Annotated in this window: 20 protein-coding genes; 15 read left to right on the top strand and 5 right to left on the bottom strand. The window is 53.0% G+C overall.

Annotated elements, in window-relative coordinates:
* Positions 1 to 14: 14 nt before the first annotated feature.
* Positions 15 to 1,247 (top strand): cytochrome P450 family protein, encoded by a 1,233-nt coding sequence (locus tag ET33_RS17955; RefSeq protein WP_036684659.1) that lies wholly within the window; start codon positions 15 to 17, stop codon positions 1,245 to 1,247.
* A gap of 106 nt (positions 1,248 to 1,353) precedes the next feature.
* On the opposite strand, the gene ET33_RS17950 is transcribed toward ET33_RS17955, so the two are convergent.
* A complete protein-coding gene (locus tag ET33_RS17950) occupies positions 1,354 to 1,689 on the bottom strand; it encodes a MerR family transcriptional regulator (protein WP_036684657.1) in 336 nt (111 codons plus the stop codon).
* Positions 1,690 to 1,931: 242 nt separating this feature from the next.
* On the opposite strand from ET33_RS17950, the gene ET33_RS17945 reads away from it, so the two are divergent.
* Genes ET33_RS17945 through ET33_RS17935 form a run of 3 tightly spaced genes read left to right on the top strand, consistent with a single transcriptional unit; the run spans position 1,932 to position 4,353 of the window.
* Complete coding sequence (locus ET33_RS17945; protein WP_036684655.1) at positions 1,932 to 3,122, top strand: MFS transporter; 1,191 nt, start codon at positions 1,932 to 1,934, stop codon at positions 3,120 to 3,122.
* Positions 3,123 to 3,137: 15 nt separating this feature from the next.
* Positions 3,138 to 3,683 (top strand): hypothetical protein, encoded by a 546-nt coding sequence (locus ET33_RS17940; protein WP_051775418.1) that lies wholly within the window; start codon positions 3,138 to 3,140, stop codon positions 3,681 to 3,683.
* 13 nt (positions 3,684 to 3,696) lie between these two features.
* Positions 3,697 to 4,353: a cysteine hydrolase gene (locus tag ET33_RS17935; protein ID WP_036684651.1), complete on the top strand. Its 657-nt coding sequence runs from the start codon at positions 3,697 to 3,699 to the stop codon at positions 4,351 to 4,353.
* A 57-nt stretch (positions 4,354 to 4,410) separates the two neighbouring features.
* Here ET33_RS17935 and ET33_RS17930 read toward each other — a convergent pair whose 3' ends face one another.
* From ET33_RS17930 to ET33_RS17920, 3 genes are read right to left on the bottom strand one after another with little or no spacing between them, the layout of a single operon-like run.
* Positions 4,411 to 4,812 (bottom strand): ester cyclase, encoded by a 402-nt coding sequence (locus ET33_RS17930; RefSeq protein ID WP_036684646.1) that lies wholly within the window; start codon positions 4,810 to 4,812, stop codon positions 4,411 to 4,413.
* 25 nt (positions 4,813 to 4,837) lie between these two features.
* Entirely contained in the window at positions 4,838 to 5,185 is a 348-nt protein-coding gene (locus ET33_RS17925; RefSeq protein ID WP_036684642.1) for an ester cyclase, read from the bottom strand.
* Between the two features lie 25 nt (positions 5,186 to 5,210).
* Positions 5,211 to 5,762 carry an NADPH-dependent FMN reductase gene (locus ET33_RS17920; protein WP_036684639.1) on the bottom strand — a complete coding sequence of 184 codons (552 nt, stop codon included), beginning with the start codon at positions 5,760 to 5,762 and terminating at the stop codon, positions 5,211 to 5,213.
* 163 nt (positions 5,763 to 5,925) lie between these two features.
* Between ET33_RS17920 and ET33_RS17915 the strand changes: the two genes are divergently transcribed.
* The 7 genes from ET33_RS17915 (at position 5,926) to vanY (ending at position 13,148) form a co-directional block, all read left to right on the top strand.
* Positions 5,926 to 6,693 carry an ArsR/SmtB family transcription factor gene (locus ET33_RS17915; protein WP_036684636.1) on the top strand — a complete coding sequence of 256 codons (768 nt, stop codon included), beginning with the start codon at positions 5,926 to 5,928 and terminating at the stop codon, positions 6,691 to 6,693.
* A 316-nt stretch (positions 6,694 to 7,009) separates the two neighbouring features.
* Complete coding sequence (locus tag ET33_RS17910) at positions 7,010 to 7,351, top strand: zinc ribbon domain-containing protein YjdM (RefSeq protein WP_036684632.1); 342 nt, start codon at positions 7,010 to 7,012, stop codon at positions 7,349 to 7,351.
* A gap of 182 nt (positions 7,352 to 7,533) precedes the next feature.
* Positions 7,534 to 8,988: a sensor histidine kinase gene (locus ET33_RS17905; RefSeq protein WP_235206743.1), complete on the top strand. Its 1,455-nt coding sequence runs from the start codon at positions 7,534 to 7,536 to the stop codon at positions 8,986 to 8,988.
* Positions 8,989 to 9,024: 36 nt separating this feature from the next.
* On the top strand, positions 9,025 to 9,690 hold the full coding sequence (locus ET33_RS17900) for a response regulator (RefSeq protein WP_036684627.1): 666 nt from the start codon (positions 9,025 to 9,027) through the stop codon (positions 9,688 to 9,690).
* Between the two features lie 250 nt (positions 9,691 to 9,940).
* On the top strand, positions 9,941 to 11,032 hold the full coding sequence (locus ET33_RS17895; RefSeq protein WP_036684622.1) for a hypothetical protein: 1,092 nt from the start codon (positions 9,941 to 9,943) through the stop codon (positions 11,030 to 11,032).
* 26 nt (positions 11,033 to 11,058) lie between these two features.
* Entirely contained in the window at positions 11,059 to 12,120 is a 1,062-nt protein-coding gene (locus ET33_RS17890; RefSeq protein WP_051775416.1) for a hypothetical protein, read from the top strand.
* Between the two features lie 152 nt (positions 12,121 to 12,272).
* Positions 12,273 to 13,148 carry a VanY-A/VanY-F/VanY-M family D-Ala-D-Ala carboxypeptidase gene (gene vanY, locus ET33_RS17885; protein WP_036684614.1) on the top strand — a complete coding sequence of 292 codons (876 nt, stop codon included), beginning with the start codon at positions 12,273 to 12,275 and terminating at the stop codon, positions 13,146 to 13,148.
* A gap of 16 nt (positions 13,149 to 13,164) precedes the next feature.
* On the opposite strand, the gene ET33_RS17880 is transcribed toward vanY, so the two are convergent.
* A complete protein-coding gene (locus tag ET33_RS17880; RefSeq protein WP_036684611.1) occupies positions 13,165 to 14,874 on the bottom strand; it encodes a sulfatase-like hydrolase/transferase in 1,710 nt (569 codons plus the stop codon).
* Positions 14,875 to 15,008: 134 nt separating this feature from the next.
* On the opposite strand from ET33_RS17880, the gene ET33_RS17875 reads away from it, so the two are divergent.
* The 4 genes from ET33_RS17875 (at position 15,009) to ET33_RS17860 (ending at position 18,759) form a co-directional block, all read left to right on the top strand.
* On the top strand, positions 15,009 to 15,704 hold the full coding sequence (locus tag ET33_RS17875; RefSeq protein WP_036684608.1) for a response regulator transcription factor: 696 nt from the start codon (positions 15,009 to 15,011) through the stop codon (positions 15,702 to 15,704).
* Positions 15,697 to 16,791 carry a HAMP domain-containing sensor histidine kinase gene (locus tag ET33_RS17870; protein ID WP_036684605.1) on the top strand — a complete coding sequence of 365 codons (1,095 nt, stop codon included), beginning with the start codon at positions 15,697 to 15,699 and terminating at the stop codon, positions 16,789 to 16,791. The genes ET33_RS17875 and ET33_RS17870 overlap by 8 nt, the downstream gene beginning before the upstream one ends.
* A gap of 207 nt (positions 16,792 to 16,998) precedes the next feature.
* Positions 16,999 to 17,865: a carbohydrate ABC transporter permease gene (locus tag ET33_RS17865; protein WP_036684756.1), complete on the top strand. Its 867-nt coding sequence runs from the start codon at positions 16,999 to 17,001 to the stop codon at positions 17,863 to 17,865.
* Between the two features lie 60 nt (positions 17,866 to 17,925).
* Positions 17,926 to 18,759, top strand: coding sequence for a carbohydrate ABC transporter permease (locus ET33_RS17860; protein WP_051775415.1), 834 nt, complete (start codon positions 17,926 to 17,928; stop codon positions 18,757 to 18,759).
* Positions 18,760 to 18,775: the final 16 nt, after the last annotated feature.

The raw sequence follows: 18,775 nt of genomic DNA, 5'->3' as shown, positions 1-18,775 counted from the left end.
AAGGGGTAAGTGATATGGAAAAAATCACTGGCAGCGATTTTGCCTCACCGGAAACGATGCATGATTTCATGGCGTTCTATAAGCGGCTTGCCGGGCAGCAAGAGCCTCTCTACCGCCTCGATGACTTTTTCGGGATGGGAGGAGCATGGCTTGCTTTCCGGCACGAGGATGTCGTTGCGATCCTGAAGGACCCTCGGTTTGTCAAAGATGTGCGGAAGCTCGCACCGCCGCAGGATCAAGGGGAGCCCGGCCAGAAGTACGCATCCGTGAGCAAGTTCAGGCAATGGTTCAAAGAGATGCCGAATATGCTGACGGTCGATCCGCCGGACCATACCCGCTTGCGCAGGCTGGCGTCCAAAGCCTTCACGCCTCACACGATCGAGGGCCTGCGTCCCCGGATTCAGCAGATTGCCGACGAGCTGCTCGATGCCGTGCAGGAGCGGGGAAGGATGGACCTGATTACGGATTTCGCCTATCCGCTTCCCATCACAGTCATTTCCGAGATGCTGGGAATTCCCGTTGCCGATCGGGACCAGTTCCGCGAGTGGACCCGTAAGCTCTTGAATGCTTCCCTGGACCCGAAACAAGAGGATACCGTCAGTGAAGTTCTGGATAAGTTTGTTGAGTATATCAAAACATTGCTGGCCGAAAAGCGCGCACATCCCGGCAATGACATAACAAGCGGCCTAGTCCAAGCTCACGATGAAGGAGATCAATTAAGCGAGAACGAGCTTCTATCGACCATTTGGCTGCTCATAGTCGCCGGGCACGAAACGACGGTAAATCTGATCGGCAACGGCATCTTGGCTCTGCTGAAGCATCCCGAACAAATGCGCTTGCTCCGCAGCGATCCTTCCCTGCTCCCCTCCGCGGTCGAGGAGCTGCTGCGCTATGCGGGCCCCGTTATGATTGCCAGCCGCTTTGCGAGCGAGGACATCCCCATGCACGGCAACGAAATTCGTAAAGGGGAGATCGTTCTGGTCTCGCTGGCGGGCGCCAATGTGGACCCGCACAAATTTTCCCATCCCGAGGTGTTGGATATTACGCGGGAAGAGAACGAGCATCTTGCCTTCGGCAAGGGCATCCATCTCTGCTTGGGAGCACCGCTGGCGCGTCTGGAAGGGCAGGTCGCTTTCGGCACGCTGCTGCAGCGGCTGCCTCATCTGCGCTTGGCAGTCGAACCGGAGCAATTGACGTATAACCGCAGCACATTGCGGTCTCTTACGAGCCTGCCGGTGCTGTTCTAGCCCGTAACGGTAATAGCTGCTTCTTGCTGCTCTTGATGAGCGGCAGGAAGCTTTTTTGTTGTTTCAAACGACAGGAGAGCTGCATCCTCAAAACCCGAAGCGGCAGCTATTCGTTAGCAGGTTCCGATCGATCCGCAAGCTTTTTAAATACCTCATTGATTATCCTCATCCGCTCCTCCACTTTCTTCGCAGCCGCGTCCAACGTAAAGCCGTCGTCCAAAAGCTCCTTGACTAAAAGAATTTTTTTTATACTGAGATAATCGTATTTTCTGGTCGTCCCTTCGCCTTCCTTAAACGATTGAATAATCCCTTTCTCTTCCCAGTAGCGAATTTGCCTCTGCGGAACGCCTGTAATGTCCGAGACTTCTCCAATACCAACAACTAATTTACTCAACAAATCAAAATCCAATAACGCATTGTCCAACGGTTCGTTAGGGTTCATAGGTTCACCTTCTACTTCAATGTTATTGAAAATATTTTACTACAATCGAATTATACTTACAATCAAAATTATATTATTGACAATGATTGTAGAAATGTTACAATCAAGGCGTGATATTTACGAAAATCGGTTTGCTTGAGGAGATGATGTTACGCCAATCAATCAACGTCTACAACGGTAGGAAGGGTTTACTGGGGAAATGAAGCACAATGCCTTGCAGACGAATAAAAGGAGGTTGCAGGATGACGGAATTCGTTGGGAAAGTCAGGCTATCATCCGAAAAAAATTATCCATGGATGACGGCCATACTCGTATGGTGCGCCCTGGTTGTAGTGTCAAGTTTATATATCACCCTGCCGATGGCATCCGTTTTTGCAAGCACATTTAAAGTCACGCCGGAGATCGCGGCATGGACAAGCAGCGCTTTTTCATTCGCTTATGCTATAGGCTTTCTATTATTCGGTCCTTTATCCGATCGATACGGCCGAAAGCAATTGATGCTTTCCGGTTTAGTTGCGCTGCTGTTCATTACACCGCTGCTTGGCCTCATGACCAGTCTGTCCGGGCTCATCGCACTCCGCGTTGTACAAGGCTTAGCCGCAGCGACTTTTGGCCCCTCGGCGCTTGCTTATGTTGCAGAAATGTTCCCGCTGGAAAAAAGAGTAGCGACAGTCGGCTTTGTCAGCACCGGTTTTTTGATGGCAGGGATTGCCGGACAACTATTCAGCAGTCTCGTTAGTCAAAATCTGGGCTGGCCTTATGTGTTCTATATCCTTGGGGCCTTGTATTTCTTATCGACGATTCTGCTCAGTAGCTTCCTTCCAAAAGGGGAGGCTCGCGGAACAGAAGCAAATGTACTGACCCCGTTCAAGCAAATGGTCGCTATACTATTCCGGAAGCCGTTATTCTTCTGCTACGTCATTACCGGGACACTGCTGCTTTCGTTTGTCGGCATGTACACAACGCTTGGAAACTACCTGACCCAAGCTCCGTTCGCACTAACTGCAAATCAAATTTTAACGGTGCGAGCCGCAGGAATTTTGGGTATGATCTTATCGCCTTTTGCCGGGCAGTTAGTAGCGAGGTACGGATTGAAGCCGGTACTGCAGGCAGGACTCATCTTCGGCGCAGCAGGTCTTACAGCGGTTGGAATTAGTTCCAGCCTTCCCGTTCTCATTGGCATGAGCGTTGTATTTGTTGCGGGGATTTCCATCACAGTGCCTACGCTGATCTCGTTGATTGGAAATTTAGCAGGGGAAGCGCGCGGCGCAGCCGTCACGTTATATACGTTTATTTTGTTCATAGGAGCGACGCTTGGCCCCATTATCGCCTTGTACCTGCAAAAAACAGGAAGCTGCGTCCTTACTTTGGAAACGTTCGCTCTTCTTTTGGCCGCGGCCTTTGGTTTATCGTATTTTGTCAAAACTCAATAAACGAGGAGGATCTCCATGGTTCATCTGCAAATCCCCGAAGGGTATGTGTTAAGAAGCAAGCACAATCAAAAGCAAAATCATCGCGATGTTCAAGTATTTCGGTATGAAAAAGCTTTCGGAGAGAACAACGGTCTGGGGGGCGAACACTATTCCTATGTCGTGGACAACAGCGATGATAAACTCATCGGGTTTACATGGATGGATCAAAGCTTATGCACAGGCGTGCTTCCAAGCAAAGAGGAGACAGCGTCCGCAGCCAAGGCATTTTTGGATAAAGTGGAACCAGGCTTGTTTGAAACGCTGCAAAATCTATGGATTGACAAGCACGACGAAATGATTGCCGTGAAGGACGATACGGGCCGAAGCCGCACGATCACGGTATCAGGGATGAAGTACAAATGCTATCTAAAAGAACAGGACGACTACGCTTGGGTGATCGTAGGCCCTGGTGGGAAGATCATTACCTTTGAACAAGGAATCCTATGGAACAACGGACGAGTGACAGAAAAATGGCTGCATGATAGCTGGTTAAAAAATATTTGCCCATCCGGCCAAATCTAAGGAGGAACCTCAAATGTCCATTCAACAACATCCTTTCCACGTATCTACCGGTGAAAAAGAAGCGCTTGTTTTCATTGAATACCAGAATGAATGGCTCTCAAAAGACGGAAAAATTCATCATTTGATCGAGGATCATCAACAATTTGCCGATTCGGTTGAAAGCTCCAAAAGATTACTGGAGGCAGCAAGGAAAAGCGATATCCAAATTATTCACTGCGGCCTGTTCTTTGATGAAAACCATGTGGAACTAGGCAATACAACGTATGGTTTGCGCGCCGGCATTTCCACATTCAAAACCTTTATTAAAGGGACGCCGGGAAGCCGGTTCGGAGAAGCGTTCACACCTGAACCTGGGGAGTTTGTTGTATCGGGCAGAACCGGGGCCAGCGGGTTTGCGGGATCCAATTTGGATAGCTTCCTTCGAAATCAGGGGATCAAAAAAGTATACATCGCAGGTTATGCGCTTCACGTTTGCGTAGAATCTACTCTCAGACACAGGCACGACCTTGGTTATGAAATGACGGTTATCGAAGACGCGACAGCCGCTTTTACACAAGAACAAAGAAAGCATGTTCTCGAACACGTCGTTCATCATTTCGGAAAATCGATTACCGTGGATCAATTCATTGAGATGCATAAGATTTCAACGATCTCTGAAAAAAGGAGATAAAGTAAACAGGCCGGAGATGATCTCTCATTCGAGGGATTCCCGGCCTTTGTTCTGCACTTAACTGGCTTGAAGCTGGCGCCACATGGTCACCATATCGATCCAGCCGCGGTGCTCGGCAATTTTGCCATCGACGACGCGATATTGGCGGTACAGCGTGACATCGATGGAGTTGCCCGTAGGGGAGGCTCCGAAAAACGTTCCGGTATGCGTGCCTTTCACGGTCATTCGGACAAGGACCTTCTCCCCCTGGGCGATCATCTCTTCCACGGTGTAGCGCTTATCGGGAAAGGCCCCCAATATTTTGCCGGCAAATTGCTTCAGCCCTTCTTTGGATTCATAAGTGAGCTCTTGATAATCGTCCGATAAAAACAGGTCCGTACATTCCATGTCGCTTTCATTCCAGAATGCCTCGATAAACGCCGTAACGGTTTCGATATTTTTCTGCTCGATCGTTTGCATCACCCAACATCTCCTTCCTTTCGGTTTAATTGGCTTGAAGCTGGGGCAGCAGCGTTCCGGTATCGAACCACCCGCGATGCTCGGCAATCTGGTCGTCGACGACGCGAAATTCGCGGAACTGCGTGATCTTTACCGATCGGCCCGTAGGCGCTTTGCCGGCAAACACGCCTTGATGCATGCCTGTGATGACAATTCTGGCCGTGACCTTCTCGCCTTGCGCCAAAATTTCGTCTACCGCATAATGCCGATCCGTAAAGGCTTCGCCGAGCTGCTCCGCAAAAAATTGATCCGTGCGATCCAGCTCGCTTCGATTCCCGGCAGCTTCGATAAACGCGGTGACGATTTCGATATTTTTCTGTTCCATCGTTTTCATGGCAAGCATCTCCTTGGTTGTTCGATTATATAGCTGCTTCAACTCCGGCCGCGAGCTTCCGGATGAGGTCTACGAACATCCCGACCGCACTTTCGACTCTTCCCCGTATTCCCTCGTCCGACGGATGACCTTCCGAATCAAAGCTATGGAACCCGGCTCCGATGGAAATCCACTCGGGACTGTTAACGCCATGCAAATTGCGCACAATACCTTGAAGATGCAGCAGCGAGCTGACCCCCATCGGACCGCCGGCGGAACTTACGGAAAGCACCGGCTTCCCGGCAACCAGACCGGCATGCATGTAGTCCAGGGCGTTTTTCAGCACTCCCGATATGGAGCCGTGGTATTCCGGGGTCGCGAGGATGAGGCCCTCGGCGTCCGCGACCGCTTCTGTTAAACGCTGGACATTGGGGTGAAGCGCTTGGTCATCGGGGGAATACAGCGGCAAGGGCAGCTCCCGCAGATCAACCAACGTGACCGATATATTTTGGGCTTTCAACAGACGTTCGATGGATCGAAGAAGAGACGTGCTCGTAGCGACTTCGCGGTTACTGCCGGCAATCATGGTTATTTTCATAGGAAACATCACCTTTCACTCTCATTTTGATGGTTGCAAACCGATGGGTTTGTGATAACATGTGACTATATTGTCACTCTTATAATATGTGACCATATGGTAACATGTCAAGGGGCAAAAAATAAAATCCTAAAGCTTGCTGTCTCAGAAGGAGGTGTTCTTATTGGAAAATGAAATCTTCAAGGCATTGGCCGACCCCAGCCGGCGCACGCTCCTCGATCTGCTTCACGCCTCCGACGGGCGAACGCTGAACGATCTTTGCGCGCCTTTGCAAATGTCGAGATTCGGCGTCATGAAGCATCTGAACATTTTGGAGGAAGCCGGTCTCATTACGACCCGCAAAGTCGGCCGGGAAAAGCTGCATTATTTGAATGCGGTACCGATCCGTCAAATCTACGACCGGTGGGTTAGCAAATACGCCGAACCTTGGGCTATCGAACTAACATCTCTGAAAACCGAACTGGAGCGTGAAACGACTATGGACAATAAACCCCGGCATGTCAACCGGATTGCCATTAAAGCGACACCTGAACAAATCTGGCAAGCCATCACCGATCCGGCCAAAACCTCGAAGTTTTGGTTCAATTGCTCGATCCGATCCGATTGGGAGGTCGGATCTCCTTTCGAATTGCGGAACCCGGAGGGGAAGAAGCAAGTCGAAGGCACCATTCTCGCCTTGGACCCTCCTCATAGGCTGACGATGAGCTGGAAGTTTCTTTCGTTCCCTCATGCGGCCGGCGATTCCCCGTCACGCATGACATGGGAAATCGATCCGCATGCCGAGCTGCAGGGAGTGACTCTCGTAACGGTCGTGCATGATGAATTCGAGCAGGCTTTGAATACTGCTGCCATTCTTGAAAATGGCGTGCCGATTGTCCTCTCGGGCATGAAGACATTCCTTGAAACCGGGGCAACTCTTGCCGGGGATTAACAGCAGGCGGGTGGGAATCCGCTGGAGAAAACATAAAAAGAAGGAGTAAAAATCGCGTGGATTTTTACTCCTTCTTTTTCAATTAATGCTGGTTCTTCACGACTTCTTGGCCACGAACATTCCAAGTTAGGGCAAAGATCACGGCTGCAATCGCGCAAGAAGCGGTCAGCAGCATAAACCCTGCGTCCCACCCGGAGGCGCTGACGCGGGTTGGAAAAAATGAGGCCCGTTCTAATGAGTCTAGTCCGAAGGTTTGCAAATAGGAACAGACTATGACAGTATAAGTCTAATACGAACGAATGGAGCTAGAGAAATTATGTCTAATTTGCCAAATTGTCCGAAATGTAATTCAGCGTACACTTACGAGGACGGAAGCCTTCTGATTTGCCCGGAATGCGCCCATGAGTGGACGCCAGAAGCAGATACGGAACATCGCGAAGACCACAAGATTGTCAAAGACGCCAATGGAAATATTTTAAACGATGGCGATACGGTAACGGTCATCAAGGACCTGAAAGTAAAAGGGAGCTCATCGGTCTTGAAAATGGGAACAAAAGTTAAAAATATCCGTTTGGTTGACGGGGATCACGATATTGATTGCAAAATCGATGGTTTTGGAGCGATGAAATTAAAATCCGAATTTGTTAAAAAGATTTAGTGCGGTTTAAAGGTTTAAAGGAAACTGGCGAATCTATATTTGGAGGCCCTCTGTTGCGGAGGGCTTTTTTGCTGTAAAAAACAATGATCATGCCGTCATACACAGACAGATCCGCCGAATAGATGATAAGATGGAGGAAGAGGAAAAGATTACTTTTTTGGCAGGAAGGAAAAGAAAAAAACTTGAGATTCCTATCCCGTTTTGTCCAGCGCTTCCGTCGATTGCAATGGAAGTTGACCTTGTTTTACATTCTCACAACGATGGTTGTTCTGCTCGTGCTCGAAATGGTGGGCGTTCTGATTATGTTTGGCATAGCCAAATATAATGTCAGACAAACGCTTGCCTACGAAGTAGGGATGGTGGCACAGAACGTAGGCTCCAACTTCACGGGACCCTTCATCAATCGAAATCAACTATACGAAGCTCTGAGGGATTGGCGCCTGGAAAACGGCACCGAATTTCAGGGGTTTTCCGCCGTGATCGATCCTGAAGGGCAGCTGATCGCTGTCGCAGGAGAGCATTGGCCCGAGGCGGGCGGGTTCGGGGCAGGATTGCCTGCAAGCGTGCAGCAGCACATTCGGACGGCACTGGCTTTGGAACCCGCCTCGATTCCCATCATGAACACGTCTACCTACGAGGAAAAGGGCACCATCTACGTTGTGGCTCCGATTGTCAATTCGAAGGCGACCAAGGGGGCCTTGGTGGTGAAAGCCGAACAGGTCCGGTCGTCTGCGAACAATTTGTGGGAGTTTATACCGAAAGCCTTTCAATTTTTCGGCTTCAGCATCATCGCCTTTTTTATAGGCGCGGCGCTTGTCGGTCTCGCTTTCGGAATCGTAACGTCGCGAAGTCTTGTGCGGCGTTTGCGAAGGATTCTGACGTCGGCTGACCGATGGAGTCAAGGCGATTTTACCACCTTTGTTGACGATCCCTCCGGCGACGAGTTGGGGCAGCTGGCGCACCGGCTTAATCAAATGGCGAAGCAGCTCCAGCATCTGCTCCGGACGCGGCAGGACCTTGCGGCGCTGGACGAGCGCAACCGGTTGGCCAGAGAGCTGCACGATAGCGTGAAACAGCAGATGTTTGCTGTCTCGATCTGGGTGAATACGGCCAAAACTTTGATCGGTCAGGATGAGCAAGCGGCGCGGTCGCATCTGGTCGAAGCGGAAAAGCTGATACGTCAAACGCAGCAGGAACTGCGCGCGCTCATTCATCAGCTGCGTCCGGTGGCCTTGGAGGGCAAGGATCTGGCGCATGCCTTGGAGGATTATGTGAAGGTCTGGCAAGAGCAGACGGGGATTGCTGTAGAGGTGGAGGCGCACGGCGGGCAGCAGGTGTCTCCGCTTATAGAAGAAGCCTTCTTTCGCATCACCCAGGAGGCGCTGGCTAATATTGCCCGCCACAGCCAGGCGAGCGCGATGAAGCTCTCTCTGGCATGCGGCGAGACGGTGACGCTCTCCATCCGCGACAATGGGTGCGGATTCGATGTCCGCCTCGCAGACCGGCAGGGCGTCGGCCTGTCCTCCATGCGCGAGCGGGTGCAGGCGCTGGGCGGCCATATCGATATCCGCAGCGAGAAGGGACACGGCACGACAATTGTCATCCGCTGCAAGCAAACGGAGATTCAAGCGGTGTAAAAGAACAAGATTCCTTATTCGAATGGAGCGGGCAACATGACAAAGACGGAACCGATCACAATTCTGATTGTCGACGATCACTCGATTGTACGTCAGGGCTTGTGCGCATTGTTCAAGATTCAGCCCGATTGCCGGGTCGTAGGCGAAGCCGATTCGGGAGAAAGTGCCGTCCGCTTAGCCGCCGAGCTTGTGCCTGACGTCGTTCTCACGGATCTGGTGATGCCCGGCATGGACGGCGTAGAGGCTACGAGACAGGTCAAGCAAGTCAGCCCCCGTTCCCAGGTGATTGTGCTGACCTCTTATCATGAGGACGAGCATATTTTTCCTGCTCTGCGCGCAGGAGCGCTCTCCTACGTGCTTAAGGATATCGAACCGGAACAACTGGTCGAGACCGTGCGCAGAGCCGTACATGGCGAGTCGATGATGCATCCGCGCGTGGCTGCGCGGGTTGTTCAGGAGATACGCGATACGCGTCGGACGGATGACAGCCCGTTCGCCGAGTTGAGCGACCGCGAGCTCGAAGTGCTGCGCCTGATCGCGGGCGGGCTGACGAACGCGGAGATTGCCGAGCGCCTGATCATCAGCGAGAAGACGGTGAAAGGCCACGTCAGTAATATTTTAAGCAAGCTGCATATGCTGGACCGCACCAAAGCAGCCGTTTTCGCTTGGCAGCAGGGACTTATGCGCCCGGACGAAGAGTGAATGCTGCTTTTTTCATTCGATTTCTTTCAGCATGCACCTATCCAATCCACCGGCTCCCCTTTTAAGGGGAGCCGGTTTTGTTTATAACGGACCTCTGGTCGGGGGGATAAACAGATCTGCAGACGCGTCCCATTTCAGCTTGACTGCCCTATGATTAAGGAGGAACAGGTCACATTTTCCATATTGCGGAATGGTCCGCTGTGGATGGCCGGTTCGTAATTCGATTCTTAGAAATAGGGAGTTGTTCTTGATGGATACCGTGAAAAATCCTCTCTTGCAAGCAACCGGCAATCCGTCTTCGCGGGTCGTACGTTGGCCGTCCTGGATCGGCTACGCTGCGGCTGCTTGGTCATTGGTTTACGGGCTGCTTGGCTTGTACTGGGCTTTAGGGGGCAGCGGCTTTCCCTTCGGCGAAGGGGATTCCCAGCCCAATATGTCGTTCTTGGGCGGCATACATGCGAATAGCGGAGCGCCGGTAATAGCCGTTCTCGGTTTCGTTGGCGCTTTAGTGGCAGTAGCGGCAACGCGGCTGCAGCAGAAAGGAATCGTTCATGCGGCCGTTCTGGCTTTCGCTTGCGCCGCTTCGGTCATCCTGTTGATCGCCATTCCGGACGCCAGAGTCATTATGGCCGTTGGGTATGCGCCTATATGTCTGATCGGCGCTCCCTTCGGCTGGCCACCGGTCAATTATTGGGAGAAAGCCCTCCCTTGGGAAGTGATCAACCAGTTCATTTGCATGGCAGGCGGGTTCCTGTGGGTCGGGACAGCCCTCGCATCCTACCGCCGATCCCGGCAAGCCTGCGGGAGCTGCGGCCGGACCGGCAGCGGCGCCGCTGCCGGCTGGACAACACCCGAAGCTGCCGCGCGTTGGGGGAGATGGGCCGTCTACGTGGCGTTCATTTTACCGTTCGGCTATGCCGGGATGCGGTGGGCGTGGGCATTCGGCATTCCTCTCGGAATTGACCGGGAGCTGCTTCAGGAGCTTCACACCAACGGCCTATGGTTGGCCGGCGCGGGCTTGGCTACCGTAGCGGCTGGCGGCTCGGTCCTTACCTTGGGGCTCATCCAACGCTGGGGCGAGATCTTCCCGCGTTGGACGTTAGGACTATCCGGCAAGCGTGTTCCTCCGGCGCTTGCGATTGTTCCCGCAACCTTTATTACCGTCGTGGTGATGACCGGCGGGCTGACGGTCATTCGCATGAATTGGTCTGGTTTTCTCAGCGGCGCTTTTATGACCAATCCGATGATGTGGTGGCCGGTTTGGGGGATCTCGCTGGGAGCAGCCACGCTCGCCTATTATTACCGCAGGCGTGGGCAGTGCCCGGTGTGCGGCCGTGAATAATCGCTCGAACGAAGAGGAGGATCGGTATGGATAGGATGTCGCTTCAACTTAAGAACAAACCGGGAATCGGCTTCAACCGGTGGCCGTCCTGGATCGGATCTGGCGCGATCGTCTGGTCGGCGCTCTATGGAGCTCTGCATCTCTACTGGCTGCTAGGAGGGCCCGGGTACCCCTTCAAGGATCAGCCGCTGGGATTGTTCTCAGCCATGGTGACCTATCTTCCGGCCCAAGCCGGAGGTGCTGTCTTTGTCGTTCTGTGTCTATTGGGCATCGGCGTTGGCCTTGCCATGCAGCGGCCGTGGGGAACGGTCGTCCCCCGATGGCTGATTCTCGGCTATGCCTGGGGAATGGCTGCCGCCTTGCTTCTCTTGGTGCCGGATATCGGCATGATTATGTTCATGGCCTATGCCTTCCTGCTCAAAGCTCAGTGGAGCTGGCAGCTGTCGAATCAGCTCCTGTGCATGATCGGCGCGCTCCTATGGATCTTTGCCGCAATGGCCTATCGGCGAAGAGCGCGTCATGCCTGCGAATACTGCGGACGAACGGAGAACGGAACATCGGTTCCGCTTGTCCGCTGGGGGCGCTGGATGACCTGGATCGCCGCGCTCGCGCCGCTGCCTTATGCCATGTCGCGCTTTGCCTGGGCGCTGGATATCCCGTTAGGGATCGATCCGCAGGACCTTCAGCATTTTTCAAAAGCAAACGAAGCGGCCCATGTCATAGAATGGGTGTTTGGAACGGTATGTATCGGCGGCGGCCTCCTTACGCTCGGATTGATCCGGAAATGGGGGGAGGTCTTTCCCCGCTGGTTTCCGTTCATTGGCGGCAAAAGGGTACCGATTCGGCTCGCGGTGATTCCCGCCACGGGCGTAGCTATTGCGGTGACTGCGGCAGGCTTTGTCTTTACCGTATCTTTTTTCGCCGCCACCCTTCGCCTCATGCCGGTGGACCAGATTGTGCTCCGTCAGCTCTATGGCGCAGTAGGCCCGATGCTGTCCTGGGTGCCTTGGGGGGTGGCCCTTGGTCTTGCTGCTATGACCTACTATTACCGGCGGCGCGGTCGATGCAACCATTGCGGGAAGGCGTAAGACAGGGCATCTTATAGCCGCTTCCCGAGGCGCCCAACTGCACGGTAGAGCGTGACCATATCAAATGTTAATAAAATCTTTATCTTTACCTTACTTTTTTTTAAACGTTACTCTTTATCCTTACAGAATGAAAGCGTAAGGAGGAAACGTAGATGAAGAAGTGGGTTTTTTTGCTTGTCATGCTTTTGCCGCTGGGGTGTGAAGCCATTCAACAGGAACCGCAAGCCGTAAACGTGGAATACAGCAAGGCGGGCGACCAAGTTCAAGAGGCGGCTCCCCAAAAGAAGACTCAAACAAAGACTCAAACGATAAAAGTACCCAAAAGCCAGATTTACCAAGGCAATCTGCTGTTGGTCAACAAGCAGTATCCGGTGAGTGAAGAGGGCGTTACGGCCGATGTGGTCAACCTGTTTCAGCATAAGGAGCTGGCCCAGGGATACGTGCTGCTCGATAAGACGATCCGGCTGTCGCAAGGCGTGGCGCAAAAATTTCAAACGATGGTCGATGCCGCTGCCAAAGAAGGGGTAAGTCGTTTTATGATCAGCAGCGGTTACCGGGACAGCCAAGAACAAGCCCGGCTGTACAAAAGTATGGGCGCCGATTATGCGCTGCCTGCGGGCTACAGCGAGCATAACTTAGGCTTATCCCTTGATATCGGATCGACGCAAACGGAGATGAACCGCGCCCCGGAAGGAAAATGGCTGCAAAAAAACGCCTGGGCTTACGGGTTTATTTTGCGATATCCCAAGGACAAAACGGATATCACGGGCATTAAATACGAGCCGTGGCATTTTCGTTATGTAGGCTTGCCGCATAGTGCGATCATGCAGGAGAAAAACTTTACGTTGGAGCAATATTTGGATTTCCTGAAGGAGCAAAAGAAGGTTTCGGCGACGGTAGAGGGCAAAGCCTACGAAGTCTCGTATTATCCCGTGTCCGGTAATACGTCGATTCCGGTGCCGGCCGGTCGCAGCTATGAACTATCGGGAAACAATATGGACGGCGTCATTGTGACCTTGCTTCCTTGATCGGAACGCATACGGCCTAAGAGGGGCGTATTCCCCGTATTGCGGCGGGGGATAACCGCTTTTGTTCTCGCTGCTCAGCCAGCAGATGCAGCATCCAAGCTTGAACGCTTCTTGTATACGGCGTTGCATAGAGAGGATGCGCCAGGTTGCACGTTTCCATGGGATCGTCGGTCAACAGATAAAGCTCGTATTCGTCGTGCTCAGGGGTTGTTTTGACGTGCTGGCAGGTTTCGTCCTTGAGTCCGGGATGGCTCCAGAATTGGATAATGTCAAAATAGCGGGCAAGCTTCCATAATTCCCGTCTGCCATTCAGGTAGAGGGCCGCGGTGACCGACTCGACATGATTAGGCTGCACGACAGACGGATAGGGCTCTCCGAGCGGATTGATCTGGTGCTGTCCCCGGGTCACATCGTCGTCGGTCATGAAATAGACCGGCTCCTCCGCGATGGCCGTCTGGTTCTGCCCAGCAACCAACGGGGTGAGGTCGCGTCCGGCCAAGGGCCGGGCCTCGCTGAAGCGGCTTTGCAACTGCTCCCTTATCTGGTCAACGGGAGCATTCGCCAGTCCGAGCATCGTGGGCAGGAGATCAACATGGCTGGTAAGGGCATGGACATGCTTCGGCTGCGGGAACAGACGCCGGTTATGAATGACGAGCGGGACATGCAGAATTTCCTCGTAGGCACAGTAAAATTTCTGATGGAGGCCGCCATGCGCCCCCAGCAATTCCCCGTGATCGGAAGTAAAGATCACGATCGTATTGTCGTAGAACGACGAGCGGGTAAGCGCTTCGAATACCTTGAGCATTTGCCGGTCGGCGTTCTTTTGCAGCTGGTAGTAAAGTTTACGGTAGAACGGATGATCGGTAATCGGCTGCAAGGCTCTCGGATAAATATCCCGGTAGCTGGCTTGGCAGCGCGGCTTCGTGAGCAAAGACTCGTGCATCGTCGGTGCAGGAGCCACCTCCGGCATCGGCTCCACCTCGAAGCGGAACACGGGGAGCCGCGCCGTAAGATCGCCGTATAGCACAATATCGTGCGGGTTCACGAACGAAGCGACGATTAGCCAAGGCGGGGCGTCTCGATCCTGCTGTTTCCGGGCATCGAGAGACGCGATCAGCCCGGCGGCCTCCGCGGCATAGATTTCGTCCCGGCCGCTCAACCCGATGGCAGCGGAAGAGCCGGAGTTCCGGGGATTTTTGCCGTGAGGCTCCGGGCCGATCCAACCGGAAAAGCCGTAGTTGTCCAACCGATTCGCCCCGTCATACAGGTCCTCCAGCGTTTTGTCCGGTACGCCCGTTAACGGATCGTAGCTGGGCAGGCCCGCATGCGTGCCCGGCACCGTGATATTTTCGTACGAGACGTGCCATTTTCCTTTATAGTAAGTCTCGTAGCCGGCCGCCCGAAAGTAATCCCCTATAGTAGGCACGGTGTTCCGGTCCAGCCAGAACATATCCGAGTCGAAAGCTTCTTTGGCGATTCCGTCCGTCTGGCTGACGCCATGGAGTGAGGGGAAGTGGCCGGTCAGCAGCGTTGCGCGGCTGGGGCAGCATGCGGCGCTCCCGATATAATGGCTGTGGAATTCCAGCCCGTGGGCCTTCAACAGCTGATGCGTCCAGAGGTTGTGCCTGCGCCAGTCCCGGATTTCCGCGTTTTCGTAAACGGGAGGGTACCGTTCCTCGTCGACAAGAAGTACGAGAAAATTAGGCTTTTCCAGAAGCTGCGTCATGACAACACATCCCAAGGTTAGTTAGTTTATCTTAAGCTATGTCGCCGGACGCCGAAATAGTAGCGTACCGGTGCATGCAGCGCCGGAAGTTCTGGTACAATGGAATGGTTAACTCTATGCAGAGGGTGAATGCGATGAAGCGTATCACGATTTTGATCGCGGATGACGAGATGGCGATTGCCGATTTGATCGGACTGCATCTAACCAAAGAAGGCTACCATGTGATTAAAGCAGCGGATGGGCAGGAAGCGATTCAGGCCGTTCAGACGCAATCGATCGATCTGGCGATTTTAGATATTATGATGCCCAAAGTGGACGGTTACGAAGTGACCCGGCAAATCCGGGAAACGAATCATATGCCGATCATTTTCTTGAGCGCCAAGACATCCGATCTGGACAAGATCGCAGGCTTGGTGAGGGGGGCGGATGATTATATGACCAAGCCGTTCAATCCGATGGAGCTGATCGCCCGCGTGAACGCCCAACTGCGGCGTTCCAGACTGCTCAGCCAATCGTCGGCGGAGAACAAACCCGTGCTGGAAACAGGAGGCTTGGCCATTTATCCCGATCAGCGCACGGTTACTTTATATGGCGAATCGGTCGATCTCACGCCGAAAGAGTTCGATATTCTGTATCTGCTGGCCAGCTATCCGAAGAAAGTGTTCAGCGCGGAAAATATTTTTCAGCAGGTATGGGGCGAAGATTACTATGAAGGCGGCAATACGGTGATGGTTCATATCCGGAAGCTGAGGAAAAAATTACAAGAGGATGAACGTAAACATAAGCTGATCAAAACGGTATGGGGGGTGGGATATACATTCAATGGCTAGCATGGTGCGCACCTTTCGGTCCAAAATGATCCTGCTGCTCGGTTTAAGCATGCTGTTCGCGGGCACCATTACGTATTTGTTCTATAAAATCCTACAGTTTTATTACCGAACGTTCGTGAAGTTTGAGGATCCGCTGGCTTACGTGCGCATGTTCATCAACATTGTCGGAGATATTAACTTTTTTTTGCTGTTTTTCATTCCGCTCGCGACGTTGTTTTTCTTTATCCTCACCAAGCCTTACGCCACTTATTTCAATAAGATTTCCAAGGGTATTCATCATCTGGCGAGCGGCGATTTTAAGCAGCGCGTCCACATTTCCTCCCGCGACGAGTTCGAGGACATTGCGACGGACATCAATCTGGCGAGCGAAAAGCTGCAGCAGGCCGTCGAAAGAGGAGACTTTGCGGAGAACAGCAAGGATCAGTTGGTCCTGAATTTGGCGCATGATTTGCGCACGCCGCTGACTTCGGTGATCGGTTATTTGGATTTTATTTTGAAGGACGAGCAGTTGACCAAGGAGCAGGTCAGACAGTATGCGGATATTGCTTTTCAAAAATCGCAGCGTCTGGAGAAGCTTGTCGACGAGCTGTTCGAAATTACGAGAATGAATTACGGTATGGTTGCCTTCGAGAAACAAACCATCGATCTCAGTGAGCTGCTGGTCCAGTTGAACGAGGAGCTGTATCCTGCCTTCGAAAAGCATCAATTGACGGCCCGGCTGCAGGTGGCCCCCGGTTTGTCGGTATTGGGCGACGGAGACCTGCTGGCGCGCGTGTTCGAGAATCTGCTGACCAATGCCATCCGTTACGGAAAAGACGGCCGGTTCGTGGACATGAACGCTTATTCCGAAGCGGAAGCGGTCGTAGTTCAAGTGATCAATTACGGGACTCCGATCCCGTCCGGTGAGCTGCCGCACATCTTCGATATGTTCTATACCGGCGACAAGGCGCGCACGTATCAAGAGGGGAGCACGGGTCTCGGCCTATATATCACGAAGAACATTGTGATGCAGCATGACGGAACGGTGACCGCCCATAGCAGCGCGAACCGCACCATCTTTGAAGTGCGTCTGCCGCAAACAAATTAAGAAAAATTTTAAGATTACCCTACTTCTTTTTAAACAGTATTTCCTATCCTAAGAGTGAAGGAAAGGACAGTGCTGGGGATGAAGAAGCGGGTTTTTTTTGTTATCACGCACAGAAAGCGGGAGTGATCCGATGAACAACAGGAAAGCTGCCATGCGGCTTGGCCATGACGGTCAGACGGCGATTGCCGATTCATGCTGAAGCCAGGAATGAAACGATGGACCCGGAGCGATGCGGCGGCGGCCCTGCTGTTTCTCGCGCCGAGCGTCGCAGGATTCGCGCTGTTCTACCTTACTCCGTTTGCCGCGGGGGTGTACGACTCCTTCCTGGATCGCCCGGTCGGGGGCCGATTCGTTGGGCTGGCGAATTACAGCGAGCTGCTTACGGGCGGTTCGTTTCGGAAAGCGGCGTCCAATACGTTCTATTTTACCGCGGTCAGCGTGCCGCTCATCATAGGGCTGTCTTTAGGACTGGCGCTGCTGCTGAACCGGAAGATGTACCTACGCAATATGCTGAGAACGGCTTACGTGCTGCCACTTGTCGTCCCCGTAGCCTCGGTTGTTCTCATCTGGCAGATGCTGTTCGACTGGAACGGTTCGCTTAACGCGTGGCTGAATTACTTCGGGCTCGCACGTGTGGATTGGATGAAGACGGAGGCGGCCCGGCATGTGGTTATGGTCATTTATTTATGGAAAAACGTTGGCTACAACATGATTTTATTTCTGGCCGGGCTTCAGCAGATTCCGAACGATTACTACGAAACCGCCCGGATGGAAGGCGCCGGACGATTCCGACAGTTCGGCAGCATTACGCTCGTATATTTAACGCCGACGATGTTTTTCGTCGTCATCATGTCCATCACGGGCTCGTTTAAAATATTCCGGGAGACGTATTTGATTGCGGGCGATTATCCGCACGACAGCATCTATACGCTGCAGCACTATATGAACAATATGTTCATGACACTTGAGCTGCAGAAATTGACCGCGGCGGCGACATTGATGGCGGGCTGCATTCTGCTTGTGGTTTTCGCGTTGTTTGCGCTGGAGCGCCGTTTCCGGCAGTTTATGGAATAGCGGGAGGAGAGTCTGCTGCGAAGTTCAAGAGCTTGGCAAAAAGGAACGTTAACGGTCGTCATGGCCGTCATCGCGGCGGTGCTGCTAATGCCCATCGTGATTACTTTCACAAACTCGCTGATGACCGAGCAGGAAATCCGCGTCAATTATGGGCTGATCGGGAAAATGAACGACGTTGCCGCAGGGAACGCGAACCGGTTTGTGAATTTAAAGCTGCTGCCGGATCTGGCGTCGCTGGAGCAGTATGCGAGCGTGCTGGTCCTCGATTCAAGCTTTCTGAGGATGTTTTGGAATTCGGTCTTCCTGGTGGTGCCGATCATTGCGGGACAGACCATCGTCGGCGCGCTGGCGGCCTATGCCTTCGCCAAGCTGCGTTTTCGGGGCCGGGATGCGCTGTTTCTCGTCTATGTCCTGACGATGCTCATGCCGTTCCAAGTGACGCTGGTGCCCAACTATATGATGGCCGATAAGCTGGGGCTGCTGAACAGTCCGTCTGCGGTTATATGGCCCGGCGTGTTCGCGGCATTCGGCGTGTTCATGCTCAGGCAGTTCGCGCTGCATATTCCGTTTTCCTATATCGAGGCGGCCAAGATGGACGGGGCCGGGCACGTGCGGATTTTCAGCGAGATCATTGTCCCGATGCTCAAGCCGGGGCTGGGGGCGCTCGTTGTTCTGCTGTTCGCGGATTATTGGAACATGGTGGAGCAGCCGCTTATTTTTCTGGACGATTCGTTCAAGCAGCCGCTGTCGGTTTATTTATCGAAAGTGCGCGAAGGCGAACGAGGGATTGCTTTCGCTGCGTCCATGCTTTATATGACACCGATGGTGCTGCTGTTTTTGTATGCGGAAACTTACTTTATCGAAGGCATCCAGCTGTCCGGCATCAAGGGGTAGCTTTGTACGGTTAGGA

It is taken from the genome of Paenibacillus tyrphae, assembly GCF_000722545.1.
Taxonomy (GTDB): Bacteria; Bacillota; Bacilli; order Paenibacillales; family NBRC-103111; genus Paenibacillus_G; species Paenibacillus_G tyrfis.
This window is presented reverse-complemented; position numbering and strand designations above follow the sequence as displayed.

Excerpts from the sequence above, each read along its gene's own strand:
- ET33_RS17955 (WP_036684659.1), top strand. The coding sequence starts at position 15 with ATGGAAAAAATCACTGGCAGCGATTTTGCCTCACCGGAAACGATGCAT.
- ET33_RS17950 (WP_036684657.1), bottom strand. The coding sequence starts at position 1,689 with ATGAACCCTAACGAACCGTTGGACAATGCGTTATTGGATTTTGATTTG.
- ET33_RS17945 (WP_036684655.1), top strand. The coding sequence starts at position 1,932 with ATGACGGAATTCGTTGGGAAAGTCAGGCTATCATCCGAAAAAAATTAT.
- ET33_RS17940 (WP_051775418.1), top strand. The coding sequence starts at position 3,138 with ATGGTTCATCTGCAAATCCCCGAAGGGTATGTGTTAAGAAGCAAGCAC.
- ET33_RS17935 (WP_036684651.1), top strand. The coding sequence starts at position 3,697 with ATGTCCATTCAACAACATCCTTTCCACGTATCTACCGGTGAAAAAGAA.
- ET33_RS17930 (WP_036684646.1), bottom strand. The coding sequence starts at position 4,812 with ATGCAAACGATCGAGCAGAAAAATATCGAAACCGTTACGGCGTTTATC.
- ET33_RS17925 (WP_036684642.1), bottom strand. The coding sequence starts at position 5,185 with ATGAAAACGATGGAACAGAAAAATATCGAAATCGTCACCGCGTTTATC.
- ET33_RS17920 (WP_036684639.1), bottom strand. The coding sequence starts at position 5,762 with ATGAAAATAACCATGATTGCCGGCAGTAACCGCGAAGTCGCTACGAGC.
- ET33_RS17910 (WP_036684632.1), top strand. The coding sequence starts at position 7,010 with ATGTCTAATTTGCCAAATTGTCCGAAATGTAATTCAGCGTACACTTAC.
- ET33_RS17900 (WP_036684627.1), top strand. The coding sequence starts at position 9,025 with ATGACAAAGACGGAACCGATCACAATTCTGATTGTCGACGATCACTCG.
- ET33_RS17895 (WP_036684622.1), top strand. The coding sequence starts at position 9,941 with ATGGATACCGTGAAAAATCCTCTCTTGCAAGCAACCGGCAATCCGTCT.
- ET33_RS17890 (WP_051775416.1), top strand. The coding sequence starts at position 11,059 with ATGGATAGGATGTCGCTTCAACTTAAGAACAAACCGGGAATCGGCTTC.
- vanY (WP_036684614.1), top strand. The coding sequence starts at position 12,273 with ATGAAGAAGTGGGTTTTTTTGCTTGTCATGCTTTTGCCGCTGGGGTGT.
- ET33_RS17880 (WP_036684611.1), bottom strand. The coding sequence starts at position 14,874 with ATGACGCAGCTTCTGGAAAAGCCTAATTTTCTCGTACTTCTTGTCGAC.
- ET33_RS17875 (WP_036684608.1), top strand. The coding sequence starts at position 15,009 with ATGAAGCGTATCACGATTTTGATCGCGGATGACGAGATGGCGATTGCC.
- ET33_RS17870 (WP_036684605.1), top strand. The coding sequence starts at position 15,697 with ATGGCTAGCATGGTGCGCACCTTTCGGTCCAAAATGATCCTGCTGCTC.
- ET33_RS17865 (WP_036684756.1), top strand. The coding sequence starts at position 16,999 with ATGAAACGATGGACCCGGAGCGATGCGGCGGCGGCCCTGCTGTTTCTC.
- ET33_RS17860 (WP_051775415.1), top strand. The coding sequence starts at position 17,926 with ATGGCCGTCATCGCGGCGGTGCTGCTAATGCCCATCGTGATTACTTTC.